Annotated in this window: 11 protein-coding genes; 8 read left to right on the forward strand and 3 right to left on the reverse strand. The window is 42.4% G+C overall.

The genetic code is table 11. The annotated features are described in order from the left end of the window. Positions 1-275 precede the first annotated feature (275 nt). Positions 276-2,102, forward strand: coding sequence for a bifunctional peptide-methionine (S)-S-oxide reductase MsrA/peptide-methionine (R)-S-oxide reductase MsrB (msrAB, locus tag ACMHKH_RS05735; protein ID WP_413519683.1), 1,827 nt, complete (start codon positions 276-278; stop codon positions 2,100-2,102). 311 nt (positions 2,103-2,413) lie between these two features. Then, positions 2,414-3,661, forward strand: a complete 1,248-nt coding sequence (gene pncB / locus ACMHKH_RS05740; protein ID WP_413519684.1) for a nicotinate phosphoribosyltransferase — start codon at positions 2,414-2,416, stop codon at positions 3,659-3,661. A 38-nt stretch (positions 3,662-3,699) separates the two neighbouring features. Here the strand turns inward: pncB and xseB are convergent, their stop codons facing one another. The 3 genes from xseB to ACMHKH_RS05755 form a co-directional block, all read right to left on the reverse strand. Further along, a complete protein-coding gene (gene xseB, locus ACMHKH_RS05745) occupies positions 3,700-3,945 on the reverse strand; it encodes an exodeoxyribonuclease VII small subunit (protein WP_413519685.1) in 246 nt (81 codons plus the stop codon). Positions 3,946-4,027: 82 nt separating this feature from the next. Next, positions 4,028-5,587 carry an exodeoxyribonuclease VII large subunit gene (gene xseA / locus ACMHKH_RS05750; RefSeq protein ID WP_413519686.1) on the reverse strand — a complete coding sequence of 520 codons (1,560 nt, stop codon included), beginning with the start codon at positions 5,585-5,587 and terminating at the stop codon, positions 4,028-4,030. Between the two features lie 237 nt (positions 5,588-5,824). Further along, complete coding sequence (locus ACMHKH_RS05755; RefSeq protein ID WP_413519687.1) at positions 5,825-6,193, reverse strand: hypothetical protein; 369 nt, start codon at positions 6,191-6,193, stop codon at positions 5,825-5,827. Positions 6,194-6,643: 450 nt separating this feature from the next. Here ACMHKH_RS05755 and ACMHKH_RS05760 point away from each other — a divergent pair, with 450 nt between their 5' ends. The 6 genes from ACMHKH_RS05760 (at position 6,644) to gspL (ending at position 13,064) form a co-directional block, all read left to right on the forward strand. After that, positions 6,644-7,303, forward strand: a complete 660-nt coding sequence (locus ACMHKH_RS05760; protein ID WP_413519688.1) for an alpha/beta hydrolase — start codon at positions 6,644-6,646, stop codon at positions 7,301-7,303. Positions 7,304-7,536: 233 nt separating this feature from the next. Continuing rightward, complete coding sequence (gene zapE, locus ACMHKH_RS05765) at positions 7,537-8,643, forward strand: cell division protein ZapE (protein ID WP_413519689.1); 1,107 nt, start codon at positions 7,537-7,539, stop codon at positions 8,641-8,643. A gap of 233 nt (positions 8,644-8,876) precedes the next feature. Further along, positions 8,877-9,536 carry a nitroreductase gene (locus ACMHKH_RS05770; protein WP_413519690.1) on the forward strand — a complete coding sequence of 220 codons (660 nt, stop codon included), beginning with the start codon at positions 8,877-8,879 and terminating at the stop codon, positions 9,534-9,536. 207 nt (positions 9,537-9,743) lie between these two features. Continuing rightward, positions 9,744-11,039: an NAD(P)H-dependent glycerol-3-phosphate dehydrogenase gene (locus ACMHKH_RS05775; protein WP_413519691.1), complete on the forward strand. Its 1,296-nt coding sequence runs from the start codon at positions 9,744-9,746 to the stop codon at positions 11,037-11,039. A gap of 55 nt (positions 11,040-11,094) precedes the next feature. Further along, entirely contained in the window at positions 11,095-11,553 is a 459-nt protein-coding gene (sixA, locus tag ACMHKH_RS05780; RefSeq protein ID WP_413519692.1) for a phosphohistidine phosphatase SixA, read from the forward strand. Between the two features lie 176 nt (positions 11,554-11,729). Next, positions 11,730-13,064 (forward strand): type II secretion system protein GspL, encoded by a 1,335-nt coding sequence (gene gspL, locus ACMHKH_RS05785; RefSeq protein ID WP_413519693.1) that lies wholly within the window; start codon positions 11,730-11,732, stop codon positions 13,062-13,064. Position 13,065 lies beyond the last annotated feature (1 nt).

Raw genomic sequence — 13,065 nt, forward strand, 5'->3', positions numbered from 1 at the left:
TTACTACGTTGTTAAAAAAGTGTAGCAATACATAGTTTACTCTTAAAGTAAACTCCAATATCGATGTATACTATTAAGATAATCTAATGCAGATAAAATTCTATTCCAGCATCTGGTTTTACCTTTCTTTATTTAAAAGCAGTCAGTAGCTATACAGCACCTTTATCTTCTCTAAAAATCTTATCTCACTCATTCTAATCAACAGCGTAAGAAAACCATGAGCCGCTCTACCATTACTAGCTCACGGCCGTAAGACTTCGTAAAAAGGATCTATCATGTCACATAAAAAACCTCATAATTATAATCACGACAAGAGCCGTCAGCAGGCTGATGATTTAGCGACAGCCATACCATCTGCCTCATCGCGCTGGTTAAAGAATGTCAGCGCCTTTGGTGTCACGACAGTCTTGAGTGCAGGAATATTGGTCGCTTGTGGGCAGATGAGCAGTGCAGAAAATAATGCCAGCAGTAACGCCAGCAAGAGCACGCAAAACAGTGGGGTGAAAAGCTCACGTGATATGTTGCCATCAGATATGCTTAAGCAAATGCAAGCATTGCCGCAGCTGACCAAAGGGTTGGGTAATACTGGCGCAGCAGTGATTGACCCCAATAAACCGACCTTGGTTAAGTTTTGGGCAAGCTGGTGTCCGCTTTGTTTAGGGACCCTTGAAGAGACAGAAAAATGGCGTACTGATCCCAAGTTTGCTGACTTAAATGTCGTCACAGTAGCAAGCCCTGGTCATCTAAACGAAAAAGCCGATAAAGACTTCAGCACTTGGTATGCAGGCGTGCAAGCCGATTATCCAAAATTGCCGGTATTAGTTGATGCTTCAGGTGAGTTAATTAATAAGCTTGGCGTGCAAGTTTATCCAAGCTGGGCGATACTGGATAAGAAAGGCAATTTGGTGCACTTAGTGAAGGGTAATATGTCAGCAGAGCAAGCCTATGCCCTTGCTGAAAATGCCGGTAATGATTTTGCTGAGTTAAAAGCCGGCAGTGCTAAACCTGCTAACTCGCAAGCATTGGATAACAACAGTAAGATTGAGACTATCAAACAAAAAGATGGCGTTTACTATAATGACAAAGGTAAAGCGATTAATACGCGCTCAATCTATCTGGCGGGTGGTTGTTTCTGGGGCGTCGAAGCTTACATGGAGCGCGTCGAAGGTGTCGTAGATGCAGTATCAGGCTATGCCAATGGCGATACTGCCAATCCTAGTTATGAGCAAGTTATTCGTGGCTCAGGGCATGCCGAAGCCGTTAAGGTTACATACGATGCCGATAAAACCGATCTTGATACCATTTTAAAATATTATTTCCGCGTCATTGATCCAACCAGTCTCAATAAGCAAGGCAATGATCGCGGTGTACAGTATCGTTCAGGCGTTTACTATACGGATAAAGCCGATAAAGCGGTGATAGATGCGGCACTTAAACGCGTTCAAAGCCAAACCAAGCAAAAAGTTGTGGTTGAAAACAAAGCATTAGACAATTTTTACTTGGCTGAGATGTATCATCAAGATTATCTAGCGAAAAATCCAAATGGCTATTGTCATGTTGATTTAAGTCTTGCGGATGATAAGCCTGAAGGGTCAGCACGAACCAAGCTTGCGCCTGTGAGCACGGTTGCTGAAACCTTAGATCCTAAGCGCTATGCTGGGTTTGATAAAGGTGCATTGAAAAATACACTGACCAAAGCCCAGTACAACATCACTCAAGATGCTGGCACTGAGCGCGCGTTTAGTCACGAATATGATGAGTTGTTTGCACCTGGTGTCTATGTAGACGTTGTGAGCGGTGAGCCGTTATTCTTATCGACTGATAAATACGCCTCAGGGTGCGGTTGGCCAAGCTTTACTAAGCCGATTGATAAGCAAGTAATTACCCAGCGTGATGATACGGCATTTAACATGGTGCGTACTGAGATTCGCTCACGAGTCGCTGATTCGCACCTAGGTCACGTATTCCCTGATGGTCCAAAAGACCGTGGTGGTCTCCGTTATTGTATCAATGGTGGTGCTTTACAGTTTATCCCAGTTGATGTGATGCCGCAGTCAGGCTATGCACCATTAGTAAAATTGGTTAAACCGGCAAAACCTTAATTATCGGTTGTTAGTCGCGATTAATAGCTACTATAAGGATGCGGTTTAATTTGTAAAAAGACGCTAAGCACAGGCTTAGCGTCTTTTTTTATAGCTTATACTGTCTAATTTATGCTTTGAAAGCGTGTTGAATCCTCTTATTATCGTTGTAGTTTTGCTGTTATCGATACTGAATTATGAAAAACCCGCCAAACTTCGTTATACTCAAAAACTTATAATTTATCTATTAGTGGAATCTGTATAGCCACCTTTACTTATTTTGTCGCTTAAGAGCTTTGGCGACTTCTCATTTTTGCATTTAAGGCCGTAACATGACCGTTACCCATAATCCGAATACCACCCATTTCGAACCTATTATCACCTCGTTACTGGATAATGATTTGTATAAATTCACCATGTTGCAAGCCATGTTGCATCAGTTTCCACAGACCCATGGTGTCTACCGTTTTCGCTGTCGTAACAATGAAGATACTATTTATCCATTGTCTGATATCAAAGAACAATTAGAGCAGCAGTTAGACAGCTTATGTGAATTACGATTTTTAGAAGATGAGCTAGAGTACTTGCGTGGTTTGCGCTTTATGCGCTCTGACTTCGTTGATTATTTGGAGCTGTTTAAGCTAAAGCGTCGTTTTATTGCGGTTACTACCGATGAACAAGGTCGCTTGTTTATCGACATCGAAGGTCCAATGATTCAAGCGATGTTCTTTGAGGTATTTGTCCTCGCTATTGTCAACGAGCTATATTTTGATGCTTTATCAGATGCCAGTGTGCTTGAAGAAGGACAGCGCCGTTTAGATAAAAAGATTGAATTGTTGCATCAGTATGCCGCGGCACAGTCGAAAGATGGGCGTGATATTCCACCATTTATCGTCGCTGATTTTGGTACACGTAGACGCTTCAATAAAGACTGGCAAGCGCATGTGGTTGAGACATTACATAAGGCTCAACCAAAGATAGTCAGCGGTACTTCTAACGTTTATTTAGCAAAAAAGCTTGGCATGACCCCAATTGGTACGATGGCGCATGAGTTTATGCAGGCGTTTCAGGCATTAGATGTGCGTTTACGTGACTCCCAAAAAGCCGCTTTAGAGTCGTGGGTACATGAGTACCGCGGTGATTTGGGTATTGCCTTAACTGATGTCGTTGGGATGGATGCATTCTTAAGGGATTTTGATTTGTATTTTGCCAAGCTCTTTGATGGTCTGCGTCATGACAGTGGCGACCCATACGCATGGGGCGATAAGGCGATTGCCCATTATAAAAAGCTAAAAATAGACCCTAGAACTAAAATTTTAACCTTTAGTGATGGCTTAGATCTAAATAAAGCGTGGGATTTACATCAATATTTTAAAACTCAGATAAAAACCAGCTTTGGTATCGGCACCAATTTGACTAACGATATGGGTATAACACCGTTAAATATCGTTCTAAAATTGGTTGAATGTAATGGTCAGCCAGTCGCAAAACTGTCTGATAGCCCAGGCAAGACCATGATCAATAATGACACCTATCTTGCCTATTTACGCCAAGTATTTGAAGTTGATGCGCCTGAATAGCTATTATTAAAAACTATTCAGGCAGTGAAAACGGTGATTTAGCTTTCGCTTGCTGCCGTTTTATCTTCTTCAGAAAATGCAGCATCTAACGCTTGTTGTACCGCATGGATGCGAGTCTCACAAACGCGATAAGCGGCAATAGACTCTTCAACGGTGGTCATTAGATTATCAATATCAGGCTCGTCTTGCTGCTGTAATTCGGCAGCATTGGTTTTTAGAATATCGTAAGCCGCCTTAAAGGTTTTTGGGGCAGCTTTTTTGCGTTTGCGAGTAGGGGTGCTCATAAGGTTTCCTAGTGTTAAAAATTGTTCAGTATTAAAGTAAGTAGATAGTTTAGGGTTGTGGATATTCAATATTTTTAGGTAATTAGGCAGATGTGTTTGTAGATTCAGTCGTTTTTTTATCAATATTAACATCGATAATACGCGCTTTTGCCTTACCGTCTTTCAAGATAATATGAATGGTTTGCTCAGGATGCAGCTTGCTGCTACTGGTCAGTATGCATTTATCTTTTTCATCAGTGAGCATCGTATAGCCCTGCTTAAGCACGCGAGATGGTCGATGTAACAGTACGATATCACGCAGATGTTCACTATCACGCTGCGCTTGTATAAGCTGCTGCTGTGCCGAATGCATGATGGTTCGTTGGTGCTTTTGACTAGCGTTAGCAGCGATGGTTAATTGCTGATAAGCAGTGGCTTGAACTTGGGTGCGTATATCGATTGTTTGTCTTTCTGCTTGCTTTACTTGGCGCTGGGCGCTTTGCTGAATACTACGCCACGCATAATCACTGTCTTTTTGTAGTGCCGTTAATTTACCAATGGTTTGCGACTGTATTTGGTTTAATTGACGTGCGGTTTGCTGTTCAGCGCTGTTTAATTGACGCCGCGCCGCTTGTTTAATTTGTGCTTGATATTGCAGTGTCTGAGTCACCAATTGCGCTAAATGCGCCATGATAGCCGCAATGACTTTTGACGGGGTATCAAAGCTAGTATGCGCTACTTCATCTAAGATAACTTTATCACGCTCATGCCCAATGCCTATCCAAACCGGCACAGGCTGCTCAGCGACGAGGGCGGCAAGCTCGTAATCATTTAGGTACGCTAAATCGCCAACAGCGCCACCACCACGAATAATCACTAACAAATCTGGCAGGCGCTGATAAGTATCTGCAAATTGCTGCTGAGCACTGATAATAGCTTGGCGTATTTCCGCTGGCGCATGATTACCTTGAAAAGTAGCGTTATAATAATGAAAATGACAAGCACCTGTGCGAGCTAGGCGATCAGCATCCGCTTGAAAGTCGCCCAATCCTGCGGCTTTTTCAGGGGCGATAACCAGCACATGCTCGATATCAAATGGGGCTGGCAATTGCTGATTAAGGTTCAATAACCCTTCACCTGTCAAGCGGTCAACCATTTCTGCATATTGACGTGCTAAATCGCCCAAGGTATAGCTAGGGTCAATATCTTCAATCGTCAGCGAAAAGCCATATTGTGCATGGAAACCTGCTGATACTTTGAGTAAAACAGTCAAGTTACGGTCAAGCGGCATACCTGTTGCGCGCTCAAATTTTGCTAAGACTCGTGCTGCTTTAAAGCGCCAAAGATTACCGCGGCAGCTGGCGATGACCTTACCGTCATCATCTTTTTCTGCCAATTCAAAGTAATAATGCCCACCTTTGCTAGATAAATTGCGAATCTCGGCTCTGACCCATACGCGATGATCAAAGGTTTGCTTAATGACCATGTCAACCGCTGATAAATAGTCACTGAGGCGCAGAACCGTATCTTCCAAATTGACTTCTAGACTGTTTTCTTGCGCTGCTAGCTCCGCCTCTAACGTCGCTAAATCTTTGGCAGGCGCTAACACCTTAGATTTTCCAGTGCTCGCTTTTTGGATAGATGATAGATTAGGTTTACGCATAATAGTGACCAAAGGTAATGAGGGCTTAAAAACTGGCTAGATAAGATAAAAAATAACGACAAAGGGTAAAATAGTGAATAGAGTAGTGTAACTCAAATTGACACACACAAAAAGCAAAGCCAACAAGCAGCGATTAATATAAGATCTCTCGCAAACTTGTTGGCTGTAAATTTACTGTTAACGGGCTGACTATTTATTCAATAATAAAAAGGCAGCGTTACTATTTTATTTACTCAATCATTGGCAACGGAAACTAATCAGATATTCATAGTCGTCATCACGTGACAAGTTTGGCGAACCAGTACCAAGGATGGTACCAAGTACCGCACTAGCTTGCCCAATCATACGACCGGTGTTTTCATTTAAAATGCCGTTATATTTAACCGTATCTTCAACGATGATAACCTGCTTACTCCGGCAAGTAGTCTTCGCGCTATCAAGTGCATTTTTTTGCGCTTGTACTTTTGTTTTGGCGATACCTGTTGTCTCATAAAGAGAATCAGCACGCTGAATAACCGGAGAAGATGGAGTGGTTTGACAAGCGCTTAGAGCCATTGCAGCAGCCAAAGTAGCGGTTAAAGCCGCGGTTTTATTAAAAATATTCATAAGTAATTCCTAAGCCTCATAAGTTAACAATAACAGCAACAGTCTAAAAGAGAGGACATCCTACAGGAGAAAATATCGCCTAATATGACGTGGTTATAATAAAAAAAGAGTAGTTAATCAACGCATACGCTAAATCAACGCATAAGCGGACAGAGTGAATTTACCCCAATCCTATGTTAAGTGTCTAGGCGGTTATTGTGTTTGATATTGCGCTCATATTGCATAAAAAATAAATAGCAGTCGTAGCGGATGTATCTATATTAACTTTCACTGATTATAGGTTGAGACAATTACTCAGTATAATTTTGTTCCGAGTCCCTATTATGTTGTAGTAAAGTACTATTATTAGGTAGAAAAAGCGCTGAGCCGTAGCAATACACAGCAAATCACTTGAAATATAAACCATATCTAGGATAATTGTGTCATTCATTCTTAACTGATAAGTGTTTTATGCAATTAATTCCCGCTCCTGCTGGCCTGTTACAAGTTGATGCGTTATGGCAACAAGATAACCCTCATGATATAAATACCGATACAGTGGCGCTGCTTTGTCATCCCAATCCTTTGTTTGAAGGTACGATGAATAATAAAGTGGTGACCACTATGTACCGTTTTGCGCGTGATAGCGGTATGCACGTAGTACGTTTTAACTTTCGCGGTGTTGGTCAATCGACAGGTGAGCATGATTATGCTGATGGGGAAGTAGTCGATGCATTGACCGTGCTACAATGGATTGCTGAGCAAACCGATGCGCGCAAATTATGGCTTGGTGGGTTCTCATTTGGTGGTTATGTGACTGCACGAATGGCTGAGCAAATATTGCTATCGCCGCACATATGGGGTTTAGATGACTTTGAGATAACAAATGTTGCACTTATCGCGCCGTCAGTCGAAAAAAATGACAGCAGTGATATCACCTTACCGACTGAAAAAACCTTTGAGATTTATGGTAATGCGGATGAGGTTATTGACCCAAGCAACATGCAAGTATTTGCTGAGCGCTTAGGGATTGATGTAAGTATCGTTGATGGTGCAGGGCATTTCTTTCACGGACGCTTGTCCGAGCTAAAAAAACTGTTAGAGCAGCACACGCAAAACAACAGTACTTAATAAGTGTTATATGGTTTACATGAAGTTTGTGCTAATAAATATAGATATATCTGGCGTTAAATGTAAACGGTTATTTGTGTCACCTTAAGCCGTGTTAACCTAAAGAATGGTAGTGATTGGCCATTCTGATAAAGCAGTTGTTACTATCTCAGTGTAAAAATCATAAGTTAGTAGCGATTGTTGGTATCAACACTTTATTCTAATGGTTATTTTGTTTATTAATGAGTCAAATTATGAGTTTATCTCCCTTGCAACGTTATGAGCAATTTATCAGTACTGATGAGTTTACTCGAGATGAGCAGCAATATCTGGCGATGAGCTATTTAGACGATCTGTACCATCAGCTCAACAATAGCGCGGTACAAAAAAAGGGCTTTTTTAGTTTTTTAAAGGCGAAGCCTGTTGCACCCAAAGGCTTGTATATGTGGGGCGGGGTAGGACGTGGTAAAACATGGATGATGGACATGTTTTATGACTCATTGACCATTGAGCGCAAAATGCGCCAACATTTCCATCATTTTATGCAGCGCGTCCATCAAGAGTTAAATAAAATACAAGGTGAGAGTGACCCGTTAGAAAAAGTTGCTGACATTATTTATGCCGAAGCCGTCATTATTTGTTTTGATGAGTTTTTTGTCTCTAATGTCTCCGATGCGATGATTTTGGGTGATTTATTTACCATGCTATTCAATCGTGGTATTACCTTAGTGGCAACGTCAAATATTGAACCATCAGGGCTCTATAGAGACGGTTTACACCGTGATCGCTTTATGCCGGCTATCGCTGAAGTTGAGCGTCATACCACTGTTATGAATATCGATTCTGGTATTGATTATCGCTTGCGTGTCTTGCAGCAAGCCGAGCTATACGAGTCGCCTATGACCAAAGCCAATCATCACTGGCTTGCCAACCGTTTTGCCAGCTTGTCTAATAATCAAAAATTCAGTAGCGAGCCTATCACTATTAATGGTCGTGAAATCAAAATTAATGCGCGTACCGAAGATATCTTATTTTGTGATTTCCGCCATTTATGTATGGAGCCACGTTCGGCATCGGATTTTATTGAAATCGCCAAACAGTTCAGCACGGTACTTATCAATGCCGTACCCGCCTTAAATGATGAAATGCGTGACCCAACGCGACGCTTTATTTATTTAGTCGATGAGTTTTATGATCGCCGTGTTAAATTATTGGTTCGAGCGCAGCAGCCGATTCTTGAGCTATATCAAGGACAAAAGCTGGCGTTTGAGATTGAGCGTACCCGTTCGCGCCTGCTTGAGATGCAGTCAGAGGATTATCTGAAAATGGAGCATCGTACTGAAGATTCTGATGCGGCCTAATTTTCATTGTTTTTACTGAATTATCATTGTTTTTATTGACGCTGCTAACTATCAACAGCGAGCTATAATTAATTCTGTCATTACTTAAAACCAGTCAGCGCTTGATACCAGCAAGTAAAGGCTGGCTTTTACAATATCTCATACAATTATAATAATAGCGCCCATTTAAGCCGTTAAAATGGGGCGAGTAAACCCAACCATTAAATACCTATAATAATGAATAAGGATAAAACATGAGTATCTCTGAAGAGAGTCATAAGCAGAAAAATGACGAACCAATCAATAGCGAAAGCCCAATAGTAACTAACTCACAAGTAACCGATGAGCAATTGATTAACTGGATTAAATCGAGACGCAGTATCGGTAATCTTAGTATACCTGCACCAACAGAGGAGCAGATAAAAGCGGCTATTGATTGCGCAGTGACCGCTCCTGATCATAAAAAACTGCGCCCGTGGCGTTTTATCGTCACCCAAGGTAATGCTCGTCATGAATTGGGTCGTGCATTTTTGGCGGCAGCTGAAGCCCAAGCGGCAGCTGAGGGCGAGACACTGTCTGAAAAAGCACGGCAGAAAACTTATAATATGCCATTACGTGCGCCCGTCATAATTACTGTCGTCACACAGATGCAAGAACACAAAAAAGTACCACCCTTTGAGCAAATACTCAGTGCGGGTGCAGCGGTTCAAAACCTTATCTTGGCGCTAAAAGCACAAGGATTCAGCACGGTTTGGCGTACAGGTTTACTTTGTAATGAGCCTGCAGTGAAAGCATATTTTGATGTGGGTGCAGATGATTATGTCACGGCTTTTGTTTATACTGGCAGCAGCCCATGTGATATGCCAACACGCAAACATATCGACATCGAGCCTTTGATGCGCTTTGAGCAATAAGTCGCATGCTATAGCATACTACTCAATGATAAAAATAACGGTGAAATTATAATTAAACAAAAACGACTTTGTAATAAAGAGAGTGATATTGAGAAGACGGCGAATTTATACAAATAATTGTTGATACATATTGCGCCTCTCACTGTATACTCAGCGTAAATTAGTTAACAACATAGATAATAAAGTCAGTCAATACGGATAAAACATATGACAAGTGCGCATGATAAAAACACACAGACGAAGACAGATTATGCTCAAGCCGAGGAAAAATTGGTTGAAAAACAAAACACTCTGTTGTCTGGCATCATCGAGCGTGCGACCAAATCTGGCATTGGACGTAAAAAATTAAACCCAAGTGCGGTGGAGTCTGCTGTGGCAAAGAACATGGCAGAGATTCATAATAATCCAACCAAGCTGCGTCTGGCAGTATTAGGCGGCGGTAGTTTTGGTACAGCGATGGCAAGCTTAGCGGCGCGCAATGGTTGTGATACCACGCTATGGGTACGCAACAAGCGTACGGTCAAAGCGATGGCAAAATCGCAAATGAATAAAAAATATCTGCCAGGGCACAAGCTTGATGACCGTCTAAAATACAGTCACGATTTGCAAGCAGCGGTAAAAGACACAGATATCATCTTTATTGCCGTACCGGGATTAGCATTTCGTGAAACACTTAAAAATATTGCCCCCTTTATCAGTGGACAATCTATTGTTTCTTTGACTAAAGGTATGGAAAAAGATACCTTTGCTCTCATGAGTGACATCATTAAAGACGAGCTGCCTGAAGTGAATTTTGGGGTGATGTCGGGTCCAAATCTTGCCATAGAAATCATGAAAAATATGCCGTCAGCGACGGTCATCGCTAGTGAATCTGAGCCACTCCGTCATGCAGTACAAGCGGCACTGCATAGTGCGTTCTTTAGAGTATTCGCTAGTGATGATATTCGGGGCGTTGAGCTTGGTGGCGCACTAAAGAATATCTATGCTATTGCCATGGGTATGGCAGCGGCTTACGAGGTCGGTGAAAACACCAAAGCGATGATATTGACCCGCGGTCTGGCAGAAATGAGTCGTTTTGGGGTGCATGCCGGTGCCAACCCATTGACCTTTTTAGGTCTATCGGGTGTCGGAGATTTATATGCTACCTGTAGCTCAGAGCTCAGCCGTAACTACCGTATCGGTAATATGCTTGGTCGCGGTATGAGCATTGATGCGGCAGTCAAAAAACTGGGGCAAACTGCTGAGGGGGTAAATACCATTCAGCAAGTACACGAAAAAGCCACCAAAGAAGGCATCTATATGCCTATTACTCATGCGCTACATGCCGTCATTTATGAAGATAAAGCGGCGCTCGGCGTCGCTTTACACTTGATGGAAGCGGGTTTCCGTAGCGATGTTGAGTTTGTCATGGAGCATGACCACAGCAATGCGGCACTAACCGCGCAAATGCAAACGGCAAGTGCTCAGGCAAAAGACGATAAGAGTAAGCAAGATAATCAGTAACGTCTAATGGTTGACTAAGCTTGATAGCATCAATAATAAAAAAGGCTAATAAATTATGAAAATCATTTTGATGCGCCATGGTCAAGCGGAAGATGAGACGCGTCCGGATAGCGCACGAAAGCTCACTGATTTAGGTTGTGAGCAAGCAAAGCAAACGGCAGAATATATCAGCAACCGCTATCAGCCGGATTATTTTTTGGTTAGTCCTTATGTGAGAGCACAGCAGACGCTAGCAGAGTTACAAGCCCTTATGTCTAATGTCCCATCAAATATACAGCAGAATATAACGCCATCTGACGATGCACGTCTTGCTTTAGCAGATATCGCTCATATCGAAGTGGAGTGTTTGGTAGTAGTGTGTCATATGTCTATCATTGCCCATATCGCAGCGCTGCTGACGGATGATTATCCTGAGTCTTTTTCTTTAGCAGAAGCACGTGTATTTGAAATGGATTTTGTGATGATGGGGATGGCACGTGAGATTGCGCGTTTTGTACCGGATCAGCCCTATTAACATCCGCTGCTATGGCCAATCAATACTATGACAATCAATACTATGACAATCAATACTATGACAATCAATGCTAGCGTTAACATTAGCGCTTATAAATCATCTGTATTTTAGTCAGTAAACTTTAGCCAAATGATGGCTTTAATAAACTACCGCTTTGATAATTAAGGACACATTTGGTGTTACACGTTTGGTTGAGAGCGCAGCACAGTCCATTAGCGGTCTGGCATGAAGACAGTCGACACTGGCAATTGGTAGACGGCTGGCAGCAGCTACAAGATATCTATAGCCGCTATAAAGCAAATAGCCAAAAAGCTATTTGTCTTTATTTTCCATCCACTCATGTATTGCAGGTCGATACAGAGTTGAATAGCACGCAACTTAAACAGTTGGGCGCTAGCGGTAAGCAGTACTTGTTTGAAGAGATGTCTTTGACGCCTGTTGAGCAATTGACTATTCGGCAGATGAGTCATGATAACACTTATCATCTCTATGCACTCGCGCAAAGTGATATTGAGTTATGGCAACAAAGCGCTAAGCTTGCTGGCATGAATATCGTCGCTCTATTACCTGATTTTCTATTGTTACCCATACCCGAAGAAGGTGCTGGGCAGCAAATCATGCTATACCAAGACACACATACCATGCTACTTCGCCAATCGCTGTATCAAGGGATGGCAGTCAGCTATTTGCCACTAATATTTGAGCGTTTCCCGCATTTAAGCGAAGTTCTGCTATTACCTGCTATCGATGAGCTTAGTGATAGTTCAGTTAATAATGATTTAGCTAGGGATGTTCTTCATACTGAGAGCCTTGATACTGAAATCATAGATGATATAACGCTTGCTGATAATATCAATGTAGCAGCGCCGACAGCAGATACCAGTTTTACTGCTATCACAGCAGCAATGATAGCGGAGCAGCAACTGTTACTCACAACACTTGCTGCTACGCCACTGCCATTAGATAATCCTGAGCGTCATGCGCTGAATTTTTTTGTGAAGTCAACAGATTCGCAATTATCGCCTTATCTTCGCGTAGCAATGATGGTAGCGTTATCAGCACTGGTATTACAAATGGCGACCAATGCGGTGCAGTGGTATCAATATAATGAAGCAACAGCTCAGACCAAGACTGAAATTGCCACCCAATATCAGTCTTGGTTTCCAAATGAGCCGATCAGTACACGCACCAAGCTACAAGTGCAATTACAACCAAAACTTCGTAGCGATGGTCAAGCATCATCGTCACATATGGCAGTACTTTCGCGGATATCACCTTTGATTAAGCAGTCGTCGTTAAAGGCGCAAGCATTGGTCATGCAGCCGTCAGCGCTTAGCTTTACCTTAATAGCGCCAGACCGCGGCAGCCTTGATCAATTTACCAGTACGCTTGTCGCCCAAGGCTTGGCTGCAAAGCTTGAGCAAGTAAATGGTAATGAGCAAGGGCAGTTTAGCGGTCAAATTACGGTCGATGTGATAGAAAACAACAGTAGCGTAGGCAATAAAGGGTAAC

Origin of the sequence: Psychrobacter glacincola, assembly GCF_965118485.1 — a bacterium.
Classification (GTDB): Bacteria; Pseudomonadota; Gammaproteobacteria; order Pseudomonadales; family Moraxellaceae; genus Psychrobacter; species Psychrobacter glacincola_D.